Here is a 21,593-nt window from a genome sequence, read left to right on the forward strand (position 1 = left end):
GCATGGAATGGCACATGGCCTTGATCCTGCTGCTGGGATCACTTTTTCTCTTGATGGCCATCGGCACACCGGTGGTCTTTGCCTTCCTGTCCGTGAACTTGCTGGGCGCGTGGCTGTTTCTGGGTGAGGCGGCTGGTTTGGCCCAATGGGCGCGTAACACCACCGCCTCTATTGGCAGTTTTTCCTTAACTCCTATCCCATTATTCGTCCTGATGGGCGAGGTGCTGTTCCACACTGGATTGGCCTTCAAAGCCATCGACTCCATCGAACGCATGATTTCGCGTGTGCCGGGCAAATTGTCCATCGTCAGTATTCTGGGCGGTACGACCTTCGCTACCTTGTCGGGTTCGTCCATTGCCAACACCGCCATGATGGGCGGCGTGATGCTGCCAGAAATGCTGCGTCGCGGCTATCACCCCACCATGGCCATGGGCCCCATCATGGCCGTAGGCGGCATTGCCATGTTGATCCCGCCTTCGGCCCTGGCCGTCATGCTGGGTAGCCTGGCCGGCATCTCCATCGAACGACTACTGATTGGCGGCATCCTGCCCGGCATGTTGATGGCAGCAGGCTTTCTGGCCTATGTGGTCGTGCGCAGCCGCCTGCGTCCGCAAGACGCACCCATGAGCGACGAAGATCCAGCCACTCGCCTGAAAGGCTGGGCCTTGTGGAAACCCTTCGTGTTCAACGTCGTGCCGTTGTTGGGTATCTTTATTGCGGTGGTTGGCTCGATGCTGGCCGGTTGGGCATCGCCCACTGAATCGGCCGCGATCGGCGTGGTGGCTTCGGTGATCGCCACCATCGCCTACCGTGCCCTGACCTTGAAAGCCTTGTGGAAAAGCCTGATCGAAACTGCCAAAGTCTCGGTTGTGATCCTGTTCATCCTGGCTGCGTCCACCACCTTCGCACAACTGCTGAGTTTCTCCGGTGCTAGCGCAGGCTTCCTAGGCATGATCAAGAACTACAACCTGTCGCCTTTCGAACTGGTTGTGTGCATGTTGCTGGTCCTGCTGGTCATCGGTACCGTGCTGGACCAAATCTCCATGATGATGATCGCCTTGCCCTTCTTCATGCCCTTGGCTCTGGCCGCTGGTGTGGATACCGTCTGGCTGGGTGTAATGATCCTGATCGCACTGGAAATTGGCTTGCTGACGCCACCGTTTGGTCTGTTGCTGATCGTGATGCAAAGCGTGGCACCCCCGTCCATCCGTTTGCCCCACATCTACCGAGCCGCTGTGCCTTTTCTGGTCATAGAAGTTGGCATCCTGGCCCTGGTCTTGTTCGTTCCCTGGATTGCCGTGGGCCTGCCAGGACTGATCGGCTAAGACAGAGCAGGCAGTCTGAAAGCGGGACAATAAGGATGTTGTCCCGCGAAGAAAGCCAGAGTCTGGAAAAGCTTTCCAAAACAAAAAAACCTCAGTTCGGCAGATGCCAAACTGAGGTTTTTTTATGCTCGATAGCGTTGATCACTTTTTGCCGCATATCTATGTGCAACAAAGTGATTTATGTGGGAGCGGCGCATAAGAACTTTAACGATCTTTCTGCCTGTTGCTGAGATCGATTTTGGAGGTGAGCAGGACGCAGGTTGTGTGCGTACCGACAGCGTTCAAGTCAGCTTTTAAGGCTTAAGCGCATAAGCCGCTACGTTTTTAACCTGTATGTATTAAAGCGCACTCAGACATTGGCAAATATGGGCCTAGGACAGCGACTGTCTACTCCTATCTTTCCAAGTAATCCCTTTTATCAAGCAGCTCTACGATCAATCATTTCTACGATCAGCGATCCCGTTAAGAACACTAAGTCGAAGCATTCAAACCCCAATCAACAATCGTCCGATAAAAGATGCTGTGAGCTGATTGAGGGGCTGTCCCCGTGTTGGGGCGGATCAGGTGACTTGCCGCAGGCAGACAATTGCGCAGGGGTGCAAGCACCTTGCTGTTTGAGTCCGACGCTTGTGGTTTGTCCGGGGGACAAACCACCGGACGAGTTCAAGGTGCGCCCGTAGCGATTATCTGACCAGGGCACCGGCGCGCAGCGCCGGCAAGTTGCCAGCCCCAACACGGGGACAGCCCCTCAATCAGCGTCTTATAGTCACCTTCTTCATCGCGTCGAACAGTTGCTGACTCCAAGCCTTGCGTCATCCCGATCTCTACACGCTGGGCATCTAAACCCAACCCCATCCAATCGAGCCATTCCAAAGAAAGCTGTTGAGAACGTGCCTTTACTCTCGCACAGGATCAGCATAGATCCCGCCATCCCGCAAAGCCAAAGCGACCTTATCTCTCCGCTGTACTGCTTCATCCAGCACACGAGCAATCAACACCGGCCCTGCATCGCTGGTCACCGTTGCCAGCATATACACGCTTGGCTCCTCGCCAGAGATGGCACTACGCGTCAGTTCTGTGACCACACCAGACGCACACGTCTGCGCCTCAAACTCATCCCCATGACACCTCGGACACAAGAACCGCGCCGGAAACACCCGATGATCACACTGCACACAACGAAATACAGAAGGGCTCATCACAAGGCCTCCAAAACAAGCGCCGTCGAACACATGCCATAGCGATACTCCACCATGCCGTATCCCGTGACCAAACCATAACGGGCCTGCGCCACCTGACGCTCCCCCGCCTGACCGCTCAACTGACGCATCACCTCCACCAGTCCATGCAGACTGCAAGCAGCCCCGGCCTGCCCAGCCGACAATTGCCCGCCAGAGGTATTCAAAGGCACACGTCCCGTTGCAATCGACTCGTGAATAAACTGCTTGGCGTTATCAGCCCGAAAGAAGCCCAAATCCTGCAATTGCGCCAGAACCATGACGGGGTAGTCATCATAAATACTGAGGACATCCATATCAGCCGGACTCAGCCCCGAGTCCGCCCACAAAGCCGGAGCCAAAGCCGCCAAACCCGTGCTCAAGCCATCGCCTTGCTGATCATCAATATTATGAAAACTGCGTAAAGCCTTTACCGTAATCGCCGGCTGATTCTGCGCCGCCGGATGATCCGCGCGCATCACAATCAAGGCATTGGCTCCATCCACCACCGGCACACAATCCAGCCGCGTCAAAGGATCTGCCACTTGAGGCGCATTCAAGTACTCATCCAGATTCATGGGACTGCGATACGCAGCACCCGGATTCATGCTGGCCCATAGCCGCTGGCGCATCACCAGAGCTGCGTAGTCCTCTCGCTCCAAACCCAGCTTGCGCATTTGATTCGCCGTCAGCATGGCAAAGCGATGATTCGGACTGCCCGCCCCTAAAGGGCGCAAATGATCGTAAGTTGTCTGGTTATAGTTTTCGACCAGTTGCTGGAAGTCCTTGGCCTGAAAATGATCCCCGGCCACAATCGCAATACAGCGGGCATCACCCGCCTGAACCGCACGAATAGCGTGTTGCAGAATATTCAGACCACTGGCGCCGCCATTGCTGTCATCCATGATCCAGCCTACCTTCAAGCCCAGCTTCCAGGCCAGATCAATAGCCCGATCCGGTGCGTGGGTGAAGGAGGCTACCCCCAGGCCATCAATGTCGCTGGCCTTCAGACCTGCTGCGGCAAGAGACTGTTTGAAAGCCTGGGCCAGCAGCTCGGAGGTGCCAAGTTGACCACGCCGGGTGTAGGCGACCTCGGTTGCGCCCAGCAGGCGCACCGTGTCCAGATTGAAATTAGGCGTCATATTGAATTCCTGTGGCAGCCATCAGCGGCGAACCTGATAGCCTGCTTTTTCTCTATCCCAGGTGTCGGGACCAATGCCGCGATCACGCAGGGCAAACTTCTGAATCTTGCCATTTTCCGTGGTGGGCAAGACCTGGGCAAACTCAATAAAGCGCGGCACCGCAAAGTAGGGCAGACGGCGCTCGCAATGCTGCAGCAGCTCCTCGCAGCTGACCGTGCAATCCGGACGCAACACAATCATGGCCATGACCTCGTCTTCGGCCAGCTCGGACTTGGCGGCATAGACAGCAACCGTATGGACCGCAGGATGGCTGGCCAAAGCCTGCTCGACTTCGTAGGAGGAAATGTTCTCACCACGACGGCGAATCATGTCCTTCAGGCGGTCCACAAAGCGGTAGTAACCATCCGCATCGCGCACGACGCGGTCACCCGTGTGGAACCACAGGTTTTTCCAGGTCTCCACCGTCTTGTCAGGCTGTCCGTAGTAACCCAGCGCGAAGGCATAGGGTTCATCGGCGCGCAGCAACAGCTCCCCCACTTCACCGTCTGGCAGGGGGTTGTCATTCTCATCCACCACCAGCGCCTCAAAGCCTTCAGAGACGCGGCCCATATAGCCATTGCGCTGTTCCTGAATGCCACGGCCCATCACATAGTTGGTTTCGGTAGAGCCAAAGCCATCCAGCAGATGCATGTGGCAGCGCTCCAGAAACTGGCTATGAAACTGCTCGGGAACACCTGGGCCCAGGGCAATGCGCGTCTTGTGCAGCTTCTCTGCCGCCGTCTCAGGTTTGGACAGCAAGATAGGCACCATTGCGCCTAGCAGATAGGTAATCGTGGCGCCGGTTTCATACAGATTGTCGAAGAAACGGCTGGCCGAGAAACGCTTGTCCACCACCATGCAGGCGTCGCTGACCAGAGCCTGGAAAAACGTGTTCAAGGCATTGGTGTGGAACATGGGCAGGCAGGTGTACAACACATCATCGGGCTTCATGCCCAGCTTGCTGGCGGTGTAAATGCCCCACCAGTAGAACTGGGCGTGCGGGCACTGAACGCCTTTGGAAGGGCCCGAGGTGCCGGAGGTGTACAGAATGGCCAGCGTATCGCCGGGGCCTATATCGGCAGGCTCGCAGTAATCGCCCAAAGCAGGCAGATCGCAGGTGCTCACCGCCAGTGTTTGTGCCGCTTCCTGGCCTTGAATCAACCAGGCTTGCTGGACGGCGGTAGCGCCAAGGTCCACATCGGCCAGCAGCGGCGTCAGATCCGTTTCCACTACCAGCAAACTGGCTTGGCTATTGCACAAGATGTGCTGCAACTGCGCCCCGCGCGAGGCCGTATTGATAGGCACCACAATCGCGCCCAGCCAGCCGCAACCCAGAACCATATCCAGGAATTCGTGGCGGTTGGTGCACAGCAAGGCAACACGGTCGCCACGTTTGATACCGGCGCGGCTCAATCGACTGGCACTGGCAGCGGCCGTCTGCAAGGTTTGCTGGCCGGTGTAGTGCGTGTTGCGGTCTGAAAACAGCGGAGCATCACCCATGCGCTCTGCGCGCAGGCGCAACAGGGCGGGTACCGTGCGTTGCGTGGCAGGTATTGAAAACAGCGGCAATTCAGAAGCAGGAATGGAATGGGCGTGCATGATCTATCTGTCTCCCGGCCAGCGCGCGATCAAGGCGGCAAGCCGATATGCATGGGTGAAATTACTAATATCCTGCAAACAGTATACTGCAATATATTATTTTGAAATTCCTGTCCTTCACCGGAAAAACCCGAAGTAGCAGAGCTCACCAGGCAGTGGTATTTCGCGCAAACCAGGGGCGGAGCAAGGACAGAAAAGGGGGCGTTTTGCAGGCCGGAGCAGGATGGCCAGCAAGACGGTTGATCAGGTTTATGGACGACAGTCGATCAGCAACAAGCAGGCCAGGCTCACGTGTTTGAGCCAATGTGCTTCACAATGACTTTGAATAAGCCCACAGGGGCAACGGGGATAGAACAATGAAGGTATGGCTTAAATTAGCAACGTGTTGTGCGCTGATGTTGGGTGCACAGGCCCATGCTCAAAACAAGAATGTGACGCTGGTTGTGCCTTACCCACCGGGCGGTGCGGCTGACCAGTTGGCGCGGGTGATTTCTCAGGAAATGGGCACACGCTTTGATCAGAAAGTCATTGTGGAAAACCGCCCGGGTGCGGGTGCCCAGGTTGCCATGAACGTGGTGAAAAACGCCAACCCCAGCTCCTTGGGTACGGTGTTGTTCCTGGCCGATAGCGGTGCTTACTCCTTGAACCGCCACCTGTACCAACGTCTGAATTACGACGTGGCTACCGACCTGATCCCCATGACGCTGGCTGCCAAGGCGCCGGTGTTCCTGCTGGTCAATAAAGACAGCCCCTTCAAGACGGTTCAGGATCTGGTTGCAGCTGGCCAGAAGCAGGAGCTGACATACGGTTCGCCTGGTATGGGTACGGGCACTCATCTTTTGGGCGAGATGCTGCGTAAAGAAACCGGCGCCCGTTTGGTGCATGTGCCTTACAAGGGCGCAGGCCCCGCTTTGATTGATGCCGTCAGCGGCCAGATCGACTTTATCTTTGACGTGCTGACGGGCAGTCGTGGCTTCCTGGAAGATGGCCGCCTGCGCGCGATTGCCGCTGCGACAACGGAGCGCAGCCCTTTGCGTCCAGACGTTCCTACGATTGCCGAAGCCGGTATCCCCAATGTGGCATTCACCATCTGGTGGGGTATTTCGGCCAAAGCTGGTACGCCTGATGAAGACGTGGCCCGCCTGACCGAGCAACTGACGGCTGTCCTGAAAGAGGATGCAGTGGTCAAGAAATTCGTGGACTTCGGCATCCAGATCGAGCCTTCCACTCCCAAAGAGTTTGCTGATCTGATCGAGCACGATGCTCAGGCCATGGGACCAACCATCAAGGCCCTGGAAATCACGCTGGACTAAGACGTGACGGCTTGAAGAAAAAAGGCGCTACGGCGCCTTTTTTTGTTGTGCGTGGGCTGTCCCGGAGCCAAGAGGGGACACTGTCTTCAGCACACTAGACAGTTGCTTGGGCTGACGGGCTAAACCTTGTATATGGGTTACAGCCGGGGTTTTATATTGCCGGTGATTGAGCAGGAAGCATCGGCGGCGGCAATCACCGCCTGCCTTGCTGCTTCCTGCTTATGCTGAATCATTAAGCCAGCAGCTCCACCTGCTTGAGGCAGTAAGCCGAGCAGCAAATGACCAGATTTTCCATGATCAGATGGGCCGCCTGCTCTTCCTGACGCTCGCTGAAAGCCTGACAAATCCCCTTGGCCCGTTGCATGGTTTCCAGACGGAATTGAGGGTCTTGCAAGCAGGCAATCCGGGCCTGATCAGCCTGATCATGCAGGCGCGCCATCGTATCGACTAGTTGCTTGTTGGGCACCATGCTGATCCAGGCGCTGCGGAACGCCCAGTTGGCCTGAATATTGTCGATAGGGTCGCCTTGCTGATGAGTAGCTTCAATACGGCTCAAGGCCTGTTCCATGGCCTGCATGCCCACTCTGCTTTGATTGACGCAAGCCAGCTTGGCGGCAGGCGGTTCCAGCAACAGGCGCACCGAGAAAATATCTTCAATATCCTGGGCGGTGTAGACCCGCAATACAAAACCGCGCGAAGTTCCTTCCAGCACCCCTTCGTTTTTCAGTTGCAGCAAGGCTTCGCGCACCGGCATGCGTGAGACATTCAGGCTGGCGGCAATTTCGTTATCCACCAGCCGCACATCAAAACCGATTTTGCCCAAGGCAATGTCCTGGCGCAGCATGCCGTAGACTTGTTCACGGATATTGGGTTCGCGTTTTTTATAAGGATTGGCAGCCATAAGCTCGCCCGGCGCCTGGCGCACGGCAAAAGACTCAAAGGGCTATAGGATACCAAGTAAGCACCGGGGACTGACGCGTTTTATGTCAGGCCAAGTTGCAGGATAATACCTTGTTTTCAGACCAGTACGCAGCAGGAGGGCCAAGCGATGCGGTGGCGGCATGTGGAAATTTTTGATGCGATTTGCCGTGGCGGCTCGTTGACGCAGGCCGCGCAGCTGCTGCATATCTCTCAGCCAGCGGCCAGCAAAATGTTGGCGACTGCAGAAATGCAGCTGGGCTTTCGATTGTTCGACCGTGTGCGCGGCCGCCTGATCCCTACGCGTGAGGCCAGCATTCTGGCTCCCTACGTTGCGCGTCTGCATCAGAATCTGGATGACGTCAGCCGCTTGGCGCGTAATCTGCGCTCCCACCATGAAGGCTTGTGGCGTATTGGCAGCAGCCCGGCTTTTGGTTTGGAACTATTGCCGGTGGCCTTGAGCCGTTGTCGTCGGGCTCACCCGGCCATGAGTTTCGAGCTGCGCACACACCACAGCGGTGAGCTCTTGCAAGCTCTGGAAACGCGCGACCTGGATATGGTGATGAGCTTTGATCAGGGCGAATCTTCCGGCGTGCAACAGCAGGTGCTGGCCCATACCGAACTAGTGCACGTTACCTTGCCGGGCGTTGCGCCTTTGCGTCATTGGGAGGAGATGGCCGAGCGTGCTTTCATCGCTTTGGACGCTGACGATCCCGTTGGCGCGATGGTGGAGGATCTGCTGCAAAGCTATGTCCCCGATGTTGCGCCCTTCATGCGTGTGCAGACCCATTACGTGGCTTGTGGTCTGGTTTTACAACAGGTGGGCGAGGCTCTGGTGGATCTGGTTACGGCCCGTGCCATGCAGGGCCGAGGCCTTGCCATACACCGCCTGCCCGAGCCTTTGCCAATTCCAGTCAGCATTTTGACGGCTCACGACGATGCCGGTTCTGGCTCGCGTGAACGTGTGTTGGACCACATCCGGCAGGCTCTGCTGGAATGCCGTTTTCCGGATTGAGTAGAACGCTGATTCCATAACCCAGGGTTATGGAGTGCGCCAACTATTCATTGGCGCTCTGCGGCGACCCCCAAGACAATAGAGGCCAGTTATTGGGGGTATTTCCATGCATGTATGTATTATCGGCGCCGGTGTCATTGGGATGAGCACCGCGTTCATGTTGCGCCAGAAAGGGGTGAAGGTCACGGTACTGGAAGCCGGTTCGCAAGTAGCCGGACAGACCAGCTTTGCCAACGGCGGACAACTGAGCTACAGCTATGTGGCCCCCCTGGCCGATCCCGGTGTGTTCAAGGATTTGCCACGCTGGTTATTGAATAAAGACTCGCCCCTGCGCTTCAAGCCTGCGTTGAGCCCGCAGCAGTGGCGCTGGCTGCTGCATTTTCTGAAAGCCTGCCGAGGCGATGTGGTGCGCCGTACCACCGCGCAGATGCTGACCTTGTCCTATCTGAGCCGCGATATCCTGCACGACTGGCAAGAGCGCTTCAATCTGGAGTTTGTCCATCAAAACAATGGCAAATTGATTGTGTTCCGCAGTCCCGGCCCGTTCCAGCATGCGCGTGAACAGGCGCAATTGCAGGCGGATATGGGATCGTCACAACAAGTGCTGGAAGCAGCCCAAGTGCTGGAGCTGGAACCTTCTTTGCAGGCGTTGGGCTCGCGCTTGCAGGGGGCGATATACACACCTAGCGAAGAAGCGGGCGATGCTTATCTGTTTTCCGTGGCCTTGCATGAGCGCATGCAAAACGATAGCGACTACCAGTTGAAGTTGAACACGCCGGTGCAGCGCTTCGTGATGGAAGGGCGTGATATTCGTGCGGTGCAAACCGCTGAAGGCGAGATACAGGCGGATCAGTTTGTTGTGGCCAGCGGTATGGGCACGGTGCCTTTGCTGCGTCAGCTGGGTGGCCGTCCCCTGATCTACCCCTTGAAGGGTTATAGCTTGAGCCTTCCTCTGGAAGGCTTGAATCAGGCCGTGCCGGCTATCAGCGTGACCGACTACGAACAGCGCATTGTGTACGCCCGTCTGGGTGAAGTGCTGCGTATGGCAGCGATGGTAGATATTGGTTTTGATGGCCTGGATATTCCCGCTGCCCGTATGGCAACTTTGAAGCAACAGGTGAAGGATCTATTCCCTGGCCTGCCGCTGGAGCAGGCGCAGACCTGGGCCGGTTTGCGCCCTGCTACGCCTTCGGGCAAGCCCGTTGTGGGGGCCAGCAAGCTGGCCGGTCGCTTGTGGGTGAATGCAGGCCACGGCGCATTGGGCTTCACCTTGGCTTGCGGCAGCGCGGCGATTCTGGCGGCTCACCTTACGGGCGAGGCTTCGCCTATTGATGATGCTCCATTTCGTCCTTAGACCTTGAAGCGGATGATGGGTACGTGGCAATCAATTGTCCGTGGCCGGTCATGGGTTTACGGTAGCAGGGCGTGGTATTGAACGTTTGGCGCTGGGTAATTGGCCGCTAGTACTCAGTAGCGATGATTGCGTACCAGTAGATGGAGATGGGCAAGTTTTCCCTTGGAAGCTTGCCCATTTTTTTTGACGTATTTGTTTTTAGACGGTTGCCCGCAAAACCGGCGTCGCTTTGAAGCCCGCCGTCAGCAACAGGGATAGCCCATAAATAGCTACCGCCAGCACCGGAATCGACCACAGCGCATTGAAATCCAGTGCCGTGAACAGGTAGCGGTACATCAGGTCGATCAGCCAGGGGTGGATCAAATACACCCCCAAGGTCAGCTCCGCCAGATGGGCGCTGATACGCGAATTGATCAAAGGCTGATCCCAGTCACGCAGCAGCAGAATCAGCGCGATGGACATGGGGATGACGGTGATGCTCAGGTAATCATAAAAGTACGCACCCGTTTGTCTATCGTGCGTGATAGCCAGTGCATAAAAGCCCCAGGCCGTTGCCACGATACTGCCCAGCAGCACCGTGATAGTCAGCCAGCGGGGCACATTCACCGGCACTTTGCGCAGCAGGTAACCGAGCAGGAAATAGGGCAGATAGGACAGGAACCAGGTAAAGAAGGGCGCAGAGTGAGTGTTCAAATCCGGATTACTGAGGGTGCTAAGGGCGGACAGCACAAACGCCGCTCCGGTCAGCGCAGCCAGCTGCTTCAAGTTGGTGTTCTGAACCATGCGACGCAAAAAGGGCGTGAACAGGTACAGGAACACAATCATGTACAGAAACCAGAGATGGAAATAAGGCCGACCCTGTAGCAGCCGCTCCAGATAGGGATAGGGGTCCGCGTCCGGCGTCCACCAATGCTGCTTGAAGGCCGTCCAGCCCAGGTAAAAAGTGGTCCAGAACAGCAGCGGCAGCAAGACTCGCGATGCTCGCTTCCGATAAAACAGCTTCATGCCTTCCTGGGGACGAGGCTCCAGCAAGAGTGCGCCGCTGACCATGACGAATACCGGCACACACCAGCGGGTGGCAGCATCGTAGAAGTTGCCACTCCACCAGTTTGCAGTACCCAACTCGGCGTTCAGGACGGCATAGGCGGCGATATGCAGGCAGACGACAGAGAAAATCGCCACGATCCGTGCATTGCTGATCCAGTTCATGACAAGACATAAAAATCAGAGACCTCCCCATCCTAACGAGCAGACGTTTCTGATTTGTCCCCCAAATACGGGATTTAGCGTCCAGTTTTATCTGGATGTGACTGTATGGCTGAAGGTGGTATGTGAATGCGGATTGGATGAAATCATCCCGTTCCCTTTCGAGAGAGACTGTAAAAGGGTGTATAAATTACCAGCGTTATACGGTTAAATAGCAGGCTTAGCCAGACAGACCCGCCAGGGCATTCCTGAGCGGGCGGTGCTGGGCAGGAGTACGGTGGATGGAGCTGGATTTGAGGGGCTTGGATGTGCTGATTGCCCTGGTCGCCTTGGCGCTGGGTTTGCTGATCGGGCTGTGGCTGCGGGCACGCATGAGTGCGCCTATCGAGCAGGCACTGGAAGATCGCTGCACACGTCTGGAACAAGATCTGGCCCATGCTCAGGAGCAGACTCAGGATGCGCAGGATAGGGCAGTAGAGCTGGACAAAGAGCTGATACGCCGCGATGCCCAGTTGCAGGCTCAGGAGATGCGCAATCAGGCCATACAAGAGGACCTGGAGCATAGCCGCGAGCAGATGCGTTTGCAGTTCGAGTCTTTGGCCCAGCAGATTCTGGAGGCTAAAGGACAGACCCTGCGTCAGGATAGTCAGCGCACTTTGGATGAAATGCTGCGACCATTCCGGGAGCAATTGGCAGGCTTCCAGCTGCGTGTGAATCAAGTGCACGATGAATCCGTCAAAGGCCAGACCGCCTTGAGTCTGGAGCTGCAGCGCATGCAGGAAATGGGCCTGCGCATGAGTGCCGAGGCTCACTCCCTGGCGGTGGCGCTGAAGGGCGACAAAAAGACCACTGGCAACTGGGGCGAAACTCAGCTGGAAAAAACGCTGGAAGTGGCCGGTTTGGTACGAGGTGTCCACTTTGACACACAATGGCAAGCCCGCGACGAGCAAGGCCGCTTGCGATACCCCGACTTCGTGGTGCACCTGCCGCAGGACAAGCATCTGGTGCTCGATTGCAAAGTGTCCCTGGTGGATTACGACCGTGCTATCCGCGCTGAGACTGACGAGGAACGTCAACAAAGCCTGCAAGCGCATGTGCAAGCGCTACGCAATCATATTGATGATCTGGCCTCCAAGGATTACAGCGCCTTGGCAGGCTTGAACAGCCCCGGCTTCGTGTTCATGTACGTGCCCATTGAAGCGGCCTATATGCAGGCTTTGCAGCATCATCATGGCCTGTTTGACTATGGCCTGGGCAAGAACGTCCTGATGGTCTCGCACACAACCTTGCTGCCTATTTTGCGTACCGTAGCCAATATCTGGATGATGGTGCGCAGCAACGAGCAAGCCCATGAATTAAGTCAGCGCGCAGGTGATATCTACAACCAGGTATCCATCCTGGCCGAGCGCCTGAAAAAGCTGGGCGAAACCCTGGGGCAGGCGGGCAAACACTACAACAGCACGGTGACTGCACTGGCCGGCCAGCAAGGCTTGTACGGCAAAGTCAGCCGCTTTGCCGAGCTATCGGCCAGGGCTAAACGCACTCAACCTGGCATTGAGCCCTTGCATACGGATATAGAGCACGAACGTCTGGATTGGGTCTTGTCGGAGGATGAGGTGCCTGGCCAAAACAAGGAAGCTGATGCCTGATGGTGTTTAGATCAGTGTTTGGGGGCGAATCAAGCTTTCGGCTGGGATACCAAGGGTGGTGTGCAAGCGCCAGATCATTGGCAGTGTCAGGCCACGTTTGCGATTCAGGACCTCGTAGACGCGATTGCGCTTACCGATCATCGGCTCCAAGTCTTTGGCCGTCAAACCACCTTGTTCCATACGGAACTTGATGGCCTCTACAGGGTCTGGCAAATCAATCGGATAGTGTTTGGCTTCATAGGCCAATACCAGTGTGGTTAGCACATCCAGACGATCGCCATCAGGCGTGCCCAGATCTGGGTCAGACTCCATAAGCCGAGAGATTTCTTTCAGAGCCGACTTGTAATCGGCCTCGGTGTGTACGGGGCGGATTTCCATGTTTACTCCATTTCAATAGTTTCGGCGTCGACCTTGTCGTACTCCTCGTGAGTGCCGACAAATTTTATGTAGACGATGCCTAGTTTGAATGCCACTGCAACAATCAGGCGGTAGTTGTTGCCTTTGATGTTGAAGACGACACGCCGATTCTTCAAGATACTGGCACTACGATAGTGAGCCTTGATATCGGTGGGTTGAGTCCATTGCGCCTTAGTCGCTTCATCGACCCATGCTTTGATGGGCTGCTCTGCATCGGGGTGTTTCTCCCAGAATTGGCGAAGGGTGCTGACGGCTATAACTCGCATGATCTGATATTAGTCCCATTTTGGGACTAATGCAAGATTGTTGGAAGGGTGATGCAGGAGCTTACTGCGGCTCCACCGGTCCGCAGTCTTGCTGAATCACTTCCAGCCACTGCTCCACCAATTGCGGTGCGCTGAACAGATAGCCTTGCAGTGCATGGCAGCCGCGACGCAGCAGAAATTCTTTTTGCTGCTCGTTTTCCACGCCCTCGGCCACGACATGCAGGCCTAGCTGTCTTGCCATCGCCAGAACGGTGCGCACAATGGCGTTGGCTTCCTGTTCCATGGGTACGCCCAGAATCAGGCTGCGGTCCATTTTCAGCTCGTACAGAGGCAGGCGGCGGATGGCGGCCAGGTTAGAGTAGCCTGTGCCAAAGTCGTCCATGGAAAAGCGGATGCCCAGGTCTTTCAGCTCTCGCATCATGCTGTTGGCAGAGGCAAAGTCCTCCATCAGCACGCCTTCGGTAATTTCAAAGATCAGGCGGTGGGCGGGAGCACCGCTGCTCTCCAGAATCTGGCGGGTGCGGCGAGCAAAGTCGGGTCGACGGAACTGAATCGGGCTGACGTTGATGGAAATGGGGAAGCTGCATTCCTGGGTCTGTAGCAGCAGATCACAGACGGATGCCATGATCCAGTCGCCCAAGGGGGTGATCAAGTCCGTGCTTTCGGCCAGCGGAATAAACAGGTTGGGTGTCAGCATGCCGCGTGTCGGGTGCAGCCAGCGCAGCAGCACTTCGGCCCCGCAGATGCGGTTTTGCTTGTCGTACTGGGATTGGACAAACAGGCGCAACTGATCCGAACCAATGGCAAATCGCAGGTCGTGCTGTAGGCTCAGGTGTTCTTCAAGCGCCTCTTGCATGCCAGGTTCGTACAGGGTGATCTGGTTGCGGCCATTCTCCTTGGAGCGATACATGGCGGTGTCGGCCTGACGCATCAGGTCCTCAGAGGTCAGGGTGCTGTCGGTAATCAGTGCCAAACCAATACTGCTGCTGCTCAGATAGGAGTGGCCTTCGATGCTGTAGGGCTCCTCCAGGCGGGTGCGTACCAGTTCGGCAAACTCCAGGGCCTCCTTGTAGCAGTCACGCACAGTGCCGGGATGCAGGATTTTCAGGATGACGAATTCGTCTCCGCCCAGGCGGGCCACGATGTCCTGGGGATCAATCATCAAGGACAGACGGCGCGCGACTTTGCGCAGCAAGGCATCGCCAATCGCGTGTCCTCGTGCATCGTTAATGTGCTTGAAGCGGTCCAGATCCAGGAAGTACAGCGCACCGGGTCGTTTGTACGGTTCTATGGTCTGCAGGTGACGTTCCAGACGCTGCAGCAGCAGGCGGCGGTTGGGCAGCTCGGTGAGCGGGTCATAGAAAGCCAGCCGGTAGTTCTCTGACTGCGTGGCTTTCAGGGCCGAGATATTCGTGGAGATACAGTACAGACTGGTCTGCCGGGTCTCGGGGTCTTTGACCGGCATTTTGATGGAAAAGAATGTCGCGCGGATATCGCCTTTCCGGTCGCGTACCACTTCTTCCACGGCCAGGCGTTCACCGCTGTACAGCACCTGCTCGTCGTTATGGCGAAACTCGTTAATAGTCTGCTTGTTAGCGTACAAATCCTGGTCGGTTTTGCCCACAATGCTGACGGTCGTGTAGTTCAGGTCTTCGCACAGCTTGCGGTTGGCGTACTGATAACGAAACTGATCGTCCTTGATGTAAACGTACGCATCAATCGCATCCAGTACCGTATGCAGATGGTGTTCGGTACGGACCAGCTTCTTGCGTTGACGACGCAGGCCAATGCGCATCAGGGTGACAGTCAACAGGGCAATGGTCAGCAAGACACCCAGTGTCAGCAAGGCGGGGATAATCCAGGGCTTGGTCGGTTTCTCGATCAGGCGCAGGCCCCATTGGTTCAGTGTTTCTGTGTAAAACGGGTCGTTGTTGTCTTGCCATTGCTTGATGTGGGTATCAATGGCGGCCAGCAGGTCCAGGTGGCGGTCCTTGGCCGTGACAAAGTAGGTATTGGTTGGCTCCAGCCGGATGGGGGCGGTTTTCAGGCCGTGCTCGCCCGCATGGCGCACTCCAAATAAATGGCCGACTACGGCGGCGTCGGCCTGTTTGCTTTGGACCAGTTTCAGGGCGTTGTATTGGGAGTCAGTAATGACCAGCTTGGAACCCAGCTCCAGTTTCTGCAAAATATTGTAGAGCTGGGTTAGTTGCAGGGTGCCGCTCATGACAGCAATGCGCTTGCCATTCAAGTCGTTCAGTGCACCGATATGGGTGGTTTTACCTGTGAAGATCTGGGACCAGTCCTCCAGCACGGCGCGACTGTGAAAGCTGTACAGGGCGGCGCGCTCAGGGGAATAAGCCAGGCCGGGCACAATATCCAGCAAGTCATTTTGCAGGGCATTCAAGCATTGCTGCCAGTCGCATTGCACGGCTTCCAGAGTCCAGCCTTCACGCTTGGCAATCTCCAGCAGTAGCTCGCCCATGATGCCGCCGGGCCTGGCTTGGCTGTCCAGCAGCAGTTTGGGTGGGTTTTCGTAAATACCCACGCGCACAATATGCTGCTGGGAATGCGGTGCAGCATGGGCGGCGGGGGCGACGAACCCCAGAGCGGCCAGCATGCCTAGCACGTACATTGCCCTGCGCAGCGATAGAGTAAAAAGGCGGGGCAAATTCATAGGGTAGAGGCTGCACAAAGCAGGTAAGCGGGGGCGGGTGCGGTCATGCAACAATGATGCGACTAATTTAACTGAATATTGAGATGCGGGGCGGATGCTGCCACATTTCGGGCACAAATAGCAGGGAGCAGGCTAATGGCGGATTGTGAAACGGTAGAAGTGTGTGTTAAAGGCCGGGTGCAGGGGGTGGGGTTTCGGGCAAGTGCGCTACGCCATGCTCATCTATACGGCGTCAAAGGTTGGGTCAGTAACGCGGCCAACGGCTCGGTCGAATTGGTGTTGCAGGGCAGTACGGATGCGATTGACCAGATGGTTAGCTGGCTGCATATCGGCCCTGAACAGGCCCAGGTCGAGCAGGTAGATATCCAGCGTTCTTACACAGACAAACGCTACGATTTTTTTGATATACGCTAGCTCGGCAGCGTTGACGGCAGAAGCTGGTGGGGCGCATTTCACCGACAAACAAGTGGTTACGTGCCAGATAGTTTGCGGGCAAACCCTAGGAAAACACTTGTTTTTTTTTAGTCGGTTCAGATTACCATTCGTTTTATTTCCAGCAGAACGTCGATGGAAGCCGAATGGAACCTTTGCTGCGACTGCAACGCATTTTGCCAGAATTGACGCCTGAGTTGCTTCGGGCTGCCCAGTGGGTGGAGCGCCATCCTGTCGAGGTCAGCCTTTGGTCCATGCGCAGGCAAGCTCAGGCCTTGTCAGTGGCTCCCGCCACCATGCTGCGTTTGGCACGGGCTGCCGGTTATGACAGCTACGATCGTTTCCGGGCGCCGTTTCAACAAGCCTTGCATCGCAATGACGACACCATGGCTTCGCGGGCTCAATCCTTGCAAGGTAGTCGCGCTGCCGAACAGCAGACCCAGGCCTTGGGCCAGCAGCAGGAGGCAGCGGTGGAGTCTGTCCTTCGGCTTAATCCGGCAGGTAGCCTGGATGCGTGTGCCAAAGCCATTCTGGCGGCACCCAAGGTTGGCTTTCTAGGAGCGGGCGCCAGCTTTGCCTGCGCCTTCCAGATGCATTACGCCTATCAACTGATGTGTGGCAACGGGGTGTTGCTTAACCGTGCCGCAGATGTATTGGTGGAGCTGGAGACTGGCCTGGAAAGTGGTGGCGTGCTGCTTGTGATCAGCCAGGCTCCGTATGTGAAGGCCGTCGTGAACAGCGTTCGCTCTGCGGTGGAGCGTGGCACGACCGTGGTGGCCCTGACCGATAGCGTCTTGTCACCCATTGCACAAGGTGCCAAGCATGTATTGCTGTTTGATCCTCATACGGGCAAGCAGCCCATGGCCAGCTTTTTTCATTCCTTGGTAGGGCCTGTGACCGTAGCCGAACATCTGCTGGCTCGTATCGCTGCACAGGGCGGCAAGACAGTGGTAGAGCGTCTTGCGCAGCTGGAGTCCTCATTTCGCCGTCAGGAGATTTATTGGCAGGATGGTGATGTTGCTGTCACCAATCCGCCTTGAGCACCACGATAGAAAGTAAACCGGACATTCCGGCAATTCAAATGGGGTCCACCCCAAGGGAGACAAAAGATGAAGCACACTGCAAAGAAAACAGGTAAGAAACTGGTGTTGGCATCAAGCACAGCCGCCGCTTTATGTGCCATGTTATTGAGCCCTTTGCCGGCCAGTGCCCAGCAAAAATTTGTCAGCATTGGAACGGGTGGGGTGACAGGGGTGTATTACGCGGCCGGCGGAGCTATTTGCCGGTTGGTGAATAAAGACCGTGGGACCGATGGCGTGCGATGCTCTGTCGAGTCTACCGGCGGTTCGGTGTTTAACGTCAATACCATCAAGGCGGGCGAACTGGATCTGGGGGTGGTGCAGTCCGACGTGGGCTACAACGCCTATAACGGCGAAGGGCAGTTCAAGGACGGCGGTGCCTACACCAAGCTGCGCTCGGTGTTTTCCATCCATCCCGAACCCTTTACGGTGTTGTCGCGCAAAGAAGCCAATATCAGTACCTTTGACGACTTCAAGGGCAAACGGTTTAACGTAGGCAATCCGGGTTCGGGCACACGAGCATCGATGGATCAGTTGTTGCAGGCAATGGGCCTGGATAACAGCTTTTTCTCGCTGGCCTCCGAACTGCGCCCGGACGAACATGGTCCAGCCCTGTGTGATGGCAAGATTGATGGGTTCATCTATGGAGTCGGGCACCCTTCGGCCAATATTCAGGACCCGACCACATCTTGTGGCGCCAAGCTGGTTCCTCTGACGGGGCCTGCTGTAGAAAAACTGGTCGAAACCTATCCTTACTATGCCAAGGCCGTCATTCCGGGTGGTCTGTACCCCAACAACCCAGACGATGTCCAAACTTACGGTGTTTTAGCGACTTTTGTGACGTCGGAGGATGTCCCTGAAGAGTCCGTTTATAACGTCGTCAAAGCCGTGTTCGACAACTTTGATGATTTCAAGCGTTTGCATCCTGCATTGGCAAACCTGAAAAAAGAAGACATGGTCAAGAACGGCCTGTCTGCTCCTTTGCACAAAGGGGCTGAAAAGTACTTCAAGGAAAAAGGGCTGCTGTAAGGCGGCCTGATATTGACCAGGCTGGCTACGCTGGCCTGGTCGCAAGTGCCACCGCACCGGCTGTGGTCTTGCTTCTGGTTTGGAGTTCCTGGGCTGCCTGGCCCAGGTGATCGGTGCTTGGTCGTTTGACCCGGCTGCATCGGCGCTTCAAACCAGACTTTCCTGGAGACATATGCAAATGACACAACAAGAACAGAAGAAAATGGGGTCGGACGTTGCCCTGACACAGGATGAAACGGCAGAACTGGAAAAGCTGGTTGCAGACGTAGACAGGGGCGGGCGCACTGTTGCGGGCGCAGCGGGCATGGTTTTGTTTCTGGCGGCCATAGGCTGGTCCTTGTTCCAGCTTTGGTACGCTTCCCCGCTGCCCTTTGCCCTGAATATGGGCATTTTCAATGACACTGAGGCGCGTGCCCTGCATTTGGGCATTGCCATGTTTCTGGCTTATCTGGCGTTCCCTGCCCGCAAAAAGTCGGCTCGGGACCGTATTCCAATTCATGACTGGGTCCTGGCCCTGATCGCTGCTTTTTGCGGCTCATATTTGTTCTTTTTCTATAAAGAACTGGCCATGCGCCCAGGCATCCCGACCACAATGGATGTGGTCGTGGCCAGTGTTGGCCTGGTGTTGTTGCTGGAGGCTACACGTCGCTCTTTGGGCGCGCCGATGGCCGTGTTGGCACTGATCTTTATCGCTTATATTTTTCTCGGCCCCTGGTTGCCGGATGCGCTGTCTCATCGCGGTGCTTCATTGCAGCGCCTGGTCTCGCATATGTGGCTGACTACCGAAGGGGTTTATGGGGTCGCACTGGGCGTTTCGGTTTCTTATATCTTTATTTTTGTATTGCTGGGCTCCTTGCTGGATCGTTGCGGGGCGGGCAATTACATGATGCAGGTCTCGTTTGCCTTGCTGGGGCATTTGCGTGGGGGGCCTGCCAAGGTTGCCGTGGTGTCCTCGGCGGTGAATGGCATTGTGTCTGCGTCCTCCGTTGCCAATGTGGTGACGGGCGGTATTTTTACGATCCCTTTGATGAAGAAAGCCGGTTACGGCGGTATTCGGGCCGGGGCCATTGAAACGGCGTCTTCCGTCAATGGCCAGATCATGCCGCCTGTCATGGGAGCGGCGGCCTTCCTGATGATTGAGTATGTTGGCATTCCCTATACCGACATCATTCGACATGCGCTGCTGCCCGCGGTCATTTCGTATATCGCGTTGTTTTATATCGTGCATCTGGAAGCGCTCAAGCTGGGAATACAACCGATGATGGCATCGGGCAAACCCAGAACGTTCATGCAGAAGCTGGCCGGCTGGGGCATGGGTACGGCGGGCACCTTGATTGTGATGGGACTGGTGTACTGGATAGGCGTAGGGGTTCAGGCGGTAGCTGGTGCCGCCGCTATCTGGATCCTGTTGTTCCTGCTGCTGGTGCTGTACGTGTTCTTGCTGAAAGTGGCCGCAGACCACGAGGACCTGCCCACCGATATCAATGTCAACACACCGGTGCGCCCCGAGCCTTGGCCAACGGTGCGAGCCGGTTTGTATTTTCTGATCCCTATCGGCATTCTGGTCTGGTGTCTGACGGTAGAAGTGATGTCTGCGGGCCTGTCGGCCTTCTGGGCCGTTGTGGCCATGTTGTTCCAGATGGCAACCCAGCGTCCCATCATTGCCTGGTTCCGCAAGCAGGCGACAGCTCAGCCATTGCGCCAAGGAGTCAGTGAAGTCTGGGTGGGGCTGCAGGAAGGTGCCCGCAATATGGTGGGCATCGGCATTGCTTGCGGGACGGCCGGCTTGATTGTGGGTGCTATCACCTTGACGGGTCTGGGCCTGCGCATGACAGCCTTTGTGGAGCTGGTCTCCATGGGCAATGTGCTGGTCATGCTGTTTTTTACCGCTGCGGTGTGTCTGGTTTTGGGCCTGGGTATGCCTACCACTGCCAACTACATTCTGATGGCTACCTTGATGGCGCCGGTGGTGGTGGAGCTGGGGGCGCAAAGCGGCATGATCATTCCGCTGATTGCCGTCCATATGTTCGTGTTTTATTACGGGATCATGGCGGACATCACCCCGCCTGTGGGCTTGGCCACTTTTGCAGCCGCTGCCATTTCAGGGGAGGACCCGATCAAGACAGGGGTGCAGGGCGTGACCTATGCCATGCGTACAGCCGTGCTGCCCTTCATGTTCATCTTCAATCCCATGCTCTTGTTGATTGGCATACATAGCGTCTGGGAGTTGATTATGGTCGTGCTGGGTGCGACCGTGGCTTCCCTGACATTTGCAGCGGCAACCATGGGATGGCTGCGCATCAAAACAAGCTGGCTGGAGACAGTCTTGCTCCTGTTGGTGACGTTCATGCTGTTCCGACCGGACTGGTTCATGGACCATATCAGCGAAAAGTATCAGAGTCGTCCCCCATCAGAATTGATGCAGATTGTTCAGAACACGCCGGACGGTGGCAATCTGGTGGTGCAACTGGCCGGCATGAATCTGGAAGGCAAAGACTTGCAGAAAACGGTTGCCGTATCCTTGCCGGCCTTGCCCCAAGGAGACGGGGCGACCGGCTTGGCAGCGGCCAGCAAGCGTTTGTCTCAGGCAGGGCTGACGGTGATGGCTTTTGGAGATACGGCGCAAGTGGCATCGGTCGCTTTTGGCAGTTCAGCGCTTAGAGCCGGGTGGGAGCAGGGCTGGGATATTCTGGAGGTGAAAGTGCCTCATCCAGATCGACCGTCCGAGTTTTGGGTCTATATTCCCGCGTTCCTGATTTTGCTCTGGCTGTGGCTAAGGCAAGGCCGGCGGATGCGTCTTGATGCCGTCCCACAAGCTGCAGTCCAGAGCTGAGCGAGCCAGCCGCCCTGAGGGTGGCTGGTAGTACACTGATGGCTCTGGATGTCTGGCCCGCTGCAATAGCGGGCCATTTTCTATTT

General features: G+C 56.4%; 17 protein-coding genes. 9 read left to right on the forward strand and 8 right to left on the reverse strand.

Going from position 1 to position 21,593, the window contains the following annotated elements:
* The first annotated feature begins 2 nt into the window (after nt 1–2).
* Entirely contained in the window at nt 3–1,325 is a 1,323-nt protein-coding gene (locus NIZ92_RS00970) for a TRAP transporter large permease (protein ID WP_035268605.1), read from the forward strand.
* A gap of 896 nt (nt 1,326–2,221) precedes the next feature.
* Here NIZ92_RS00970 and NIZ92_RS00975 read toward each other — a convergent pair.
* From NIZ92_RS00975 to NIZ92_RS00985, 3 genes are all read right to left on the reverse strand, one after another.
* A complete protein-coding gene (locus NIZ92_RS00975) occupies nt 2,222–2,362 on the reverse strand; it encodes a hypothetical protein (protein ID WP_254002551.1) in 141 nt (46 codons plus the stop codon).
* 161 nt (nt 2,363–2,523) lie between these two features.
* The gene (locus NIZ92_RS00980) at nt 2,524–3,684 is read right to left on the reverse strand and encodes a thiolase family protein (RefSeq protein WP_254002552.1); all 1,161 of its coding nucleotides are present in this window, start codon (nt 3,682–3,684) and stop codon (nt 2,524–2,526) included.
* Nucleotides 3,685–3,705: 21 nt separating this feature from the next.
* On the reverse strand, nt 3,706–5,322 hold the full coding sequence (locus NIZ92_RS00985) for an ATP-dependent acyl-CoA ligase (protein ID WP_254002553.1): 1,617 nt from the start codon (nt 5,320–5,322) through the stop codon (nt 3,706–3,708).
* A 356-nt stretch (nt 5,323–5,678) separates the two neighbouring features.
* On the opposite strand from NIZ92_RS00985, the gene NIZ92_RS00990 reads away from it, so the two are divergent.
* The gene (locus tag NIZ92_RS00990) at nt 5,679–6,635 is read left to right on the forward strand and encodes a tripartite tricarboxylate transporter substrate binding protein (RefSeq protein ID WP_026483815.1); all 957 of its coding nucleotides are present in this window, start codon (nt 5,679–5,681) and stop codon (nt 6,633–6,635) included.
* Nucleotides 6,636–6,867: 232 nt separating this feature from the next.
* Here NIZ92_RS00990 and NIZ92_RS00995 read toward each other — a convergent pair whose 3' ends face one another.
* Nucleotides 6,868–7,536 (reverse strand): GntR family transcriptional regulator, encoded by a 669-nt coding sequence (locus NIZ92_RS00995; RefSeq protein WP_254002554.1) that lies wholly within the window; start codon nt 7,534–7,536, stop codon nt 6,868–6,870.
* Between the two features lie 147 nt (nt 7,537–7,683).
* Here NIZ92_RS00995 and NIZ92_RS01000 point away from each other — a divergent pair, with 147 nt between their 5' ends.
* Both NIZ92_RS01000 and NIZ92_RS01005 read left to right on the forward strand, forming a co-directional pair.
* On the forward strand, nt 7,684–8,568 hold the full coding sequence (locus tag NIZ92_RS01000; protein ID WP_026483813.1) for a LysR family transcriptional regulator: 885 nt from the start codon (nt 7,684–7,686) through the stop codon (nt 8,566–8,568).
* A gap of 106 nt (nt 8,569–8,674) precedes the next feature.
* Nucleotides 8,675–9,922, forward strand: coding sequence for a D-amino acid dehydrogenase (locus NIZ92_RS01005; protein WP_254002555.1), 1,248 nt, complete (start codon nt 8,675–8,677; stop codon nt 9,920–9,922).
* A 198-nt stretch (nt 9,923–10,120) separates the two neighbouring features.
* On the opposite strand, the gene NIZ92_RS01010 is transcribed toward NIZ92_RS01005, so the two are convergent.
* The gene (locus NIZ92_RS01010; protein WP_247966135.1) at nt 10,121–11,131 is read right to left on the reverse strand and encodes an acyltransferase; all 1,011 of its coding nucleotides are present in this window, start codon (nt 11,129–11,131) and stop codon (nt 10,121–10,123) included.
* Nucleotides 11,132–11,409: 278 nt separating this feature from the next.
* Between NIZ92_RS01010 and rmuC the strand changes: the two genes are divergently transcribed.
* A complete protein-coding gene (gene rmuC, locus NIZ92_RS01015; protein WP_083055253.1) occupies nt 11,410–12,777 on the forward strand; it encodes a DNA recombination protein RmuC in 1,368 nt (455 codons plus the stop codon).
* 6 nt (nt 12,778–12,783) lie between these two features.
* On the opposite strand, the gene NIZ92_RS01020 is transcribed toward rmuC, so the two are convergent.
* The 3 genes from NIZ92_RS01020 to NIZ92_RS01030 form a co-directional block, all read right to left on the reverse strand.
* Nucleotides 12,784–13,155 (reverse strand): type II toxin-antitoxin system HigA family antitoxin, encoded by a 372-nt coding sequence (locus NIZ92_RS01020; protein WP_021447101.1) that lies wholly within the window; start codon nt 13,153–13,155, stop codon nt 12,784–12,786.
* 2 nt (nt 13,156–13,157) lie between these two features.
* Nucleotides 13,158–13,460 carry a type II toxin-antitoxin system HigB family toxin gene (locus tag NIZ92_RS01025; RefSeq protein WP_009460162.1) on the reverse strand — a complete coding sequence of 101 codons (303 nt, stop codon included), beginning with the start codon at nt 13,458–13,460 and terminating at the stop codon, nt 13,158–13,160.
* A 61-nt stretch (nt 13,461–13,521) separates the two neighbouring features.
* Entirely contained in the window at nt 13,522–16,092 is a 2,571-nt protein-coding gene (locus NIZ92_RS01030; RefSeq protein ID WP_083055255.1) for an EAL domain-containing protein, read from the reverse strand.
* A gap of 177 nt (nt 16,093–16,269) precedes the next feature.
* On the opposite strand from NIZ92_RS01030, the gene NIZ92_RS01035 reads away from it, so the two are divergent.
* The 4 genes from NIZ92_RS01035 (at nt 16,270) to NIZ92_RS01050 (ending at nt 21,507) form a co-directional block, all read left to right on the forward strand.
* Nucleotides 16,270–16,548, forward strand: a complete 279-nt coding sequence (locus NIZ92_RS01035; RefSeq protein WP_009460160.1) for an acylphosphatase — start codon at nt 16,270–16,272, stop codon at nt 16,546–16,548.
* Nucleotides 16,549–16,712: 164 nt separating this feature from the next.
* The gene (locus NIZ92_RS01040; protein ID WP_026483806.1) at nt 16,713–17,606 is read left to right on the forward strand and encodes a MurR/RpiR family transcriptional regulator; all 894 of its coding nucleotides are present in this window, start codon (nt 16,713–16,715) and stop codon (nt 17,604–17,606) included.
* Between the two features lie 69 nt (nt 17,607–17,675).
* Nucleotides 17,676–18,674 (forward strand): TAXI family TRAP transporter solute-binding subunit, encoded by a 999-nt coding sequence (locus tag NIZ92_RS01045; RefSeq protein WP_009460158.1) that lies wholly within the window; start codon nt 17,676–17,678, stop codon nt 18,672–18,674.
* 202 nt (nt 18,675–18,876) lie between these two features.
* A complete protein-coding gene (locus NIZ92_RS01050) occupies nt 18,877–21,507 on the forward strand; it encodes a TRAP transporter fused permease subunit (RefSeq protein ID WP_254003236.1) in 2,631 nt (876 codons plus the stop codon).
* Nucleotides 21,508–21,593: the final 86 nt, after the last annotated feature.

This window comes from Alcaligenes sp. 1735tsa3, assembly GCF_024134565.1.
GTDB lineage: Bacteria > Pseudomonadota > Gammaproteobacteria > Burkholderiales > Burkholderiaceae_B > Alcaligenes > Alcaligenes phenolicus.

What these genes read in the sequence shown, in the direction of transcription:
- NIZ92_RS00970 (WP_035268605.1), top strand. Translation starts at nt 3, where the DNA reads ATGGAATGGCACATGGCCTTGATCCTGCTGCTGGGATCACTTTTTCTC.
- NIZ92_RS00980 (WP_254002552.1), bottom strand. Translation starts at nt 3,684, where the DNA reads ATGACGCCTAATTTCAATCTGGACACGGTGCGCCTGCTGGGCGCAACC.
- NIZ92_RS00985 (WP_254002553.1), bottom strand. Translation starts at nt 5,322, where the DNA reads ATGCACGCCCATTCCATTCCTGCTTCTGAATTGCCGCTGTTTTCAATA.
- NIZ92_RS00990 (WP_026483815.1), top strand. Translation starts at nt 5,679, where the DNA reads ATGAAGGTATGGCTTAAATTAGCAACGTGTTGTGCGCTGATGTTGGGT.
- NIZ92_RS00995 (WP_254002554.1), bottom strand. Translation starts at nt 7,536, where the DNA reads ATGGCTGCCAATCCTTATAAAAAACGCGAACCCAATATCCGTGAACAA.
- NIZ92_RS01000 (WP_026483813.1), top strand. Translation starts at nt 7,684, where the DNA reads ATGCGGTGGCGGCATGTGGAAATTTTTGATGCGATTTGCCGTGGCGGC.
- NIZ92_RS01005 (WP_254002555.1), top strand. Translation starts at nt 8,675, where the DNA reads ATGCATGTATGTATTATCGGCGCCGGTGTCATTGGGATGAGCACCGCG.
- NIZ92_RS01010 (WP_247966135.1), bottom strand. Translation starts at nt 11,131, where the DNA reads ATGAACTGGATCAGCAATGCACGGATCGTGGCGATTTTCTCTGTCGTC.
- rmuC (WP_083055253.1), top strand. Translation starts at nt 11,410, where the DNA reads ATGGAGCTGGATTTGAGGGGCTTGGATGTGCTGATTGCCCTGGTCGCC.
- NIZ92_RS01020 (WP_021447101.1), bottom strand. Translation starts at nt 13,155, where the DNA reads ATGGAAATCCGCCCCGTACACACCGAGGCCGATTACAAGTCGGCTCTG.
- NIZ92_RS01025 (WP_009460162.1), bottom strand. Translation starts at nt 13,460, where the DNA reads ATGCGAGTTATAGCCGTCAGCACCCTTCGCCAATTCTGGGAGAAACAC.
- NIZ92_RS01030 (WP_083055255.1), bottom strand. Translation starts at nt 16,092, where the DNA reads ATGTACGTGCTAGGCATGCTGGCCGCTCTGGGGTTCGTCGCCCCCGCC.
- NIZ92_RS01035 (WP_009460160.1), top strand. Translation starts at nt 16,270, where the DNA reads ATGGCGGATTGTGAAACGGTAGAAGTGTGTGTTAAAGGCCGGGTGCAG.
- NIZ92_RS01040 (WP_026483806.1), top strand. Translation starts at nt 16,713, where the DNA reads ATGGAACCTTTGCTGCGACTGCAACGCATTTTGCCAGAATTGACGCCT.
- NIZ92_RS01045 (WP_009460158.1), top strand. Translation starts at nt 17,676, where the DNA reads ATGAAGCACACTGCAAAGAAAACAGGTAAGAAACTGGTGTTGGCATCA.
- NIZ92_RS01050 (WP_254003236.1), top strand. Translation starts at nt 18,877, where the DNA reads ATGGGGTCGGACGTTGCCCTGACACAGGATGAAACGGCAGAACTGGAA.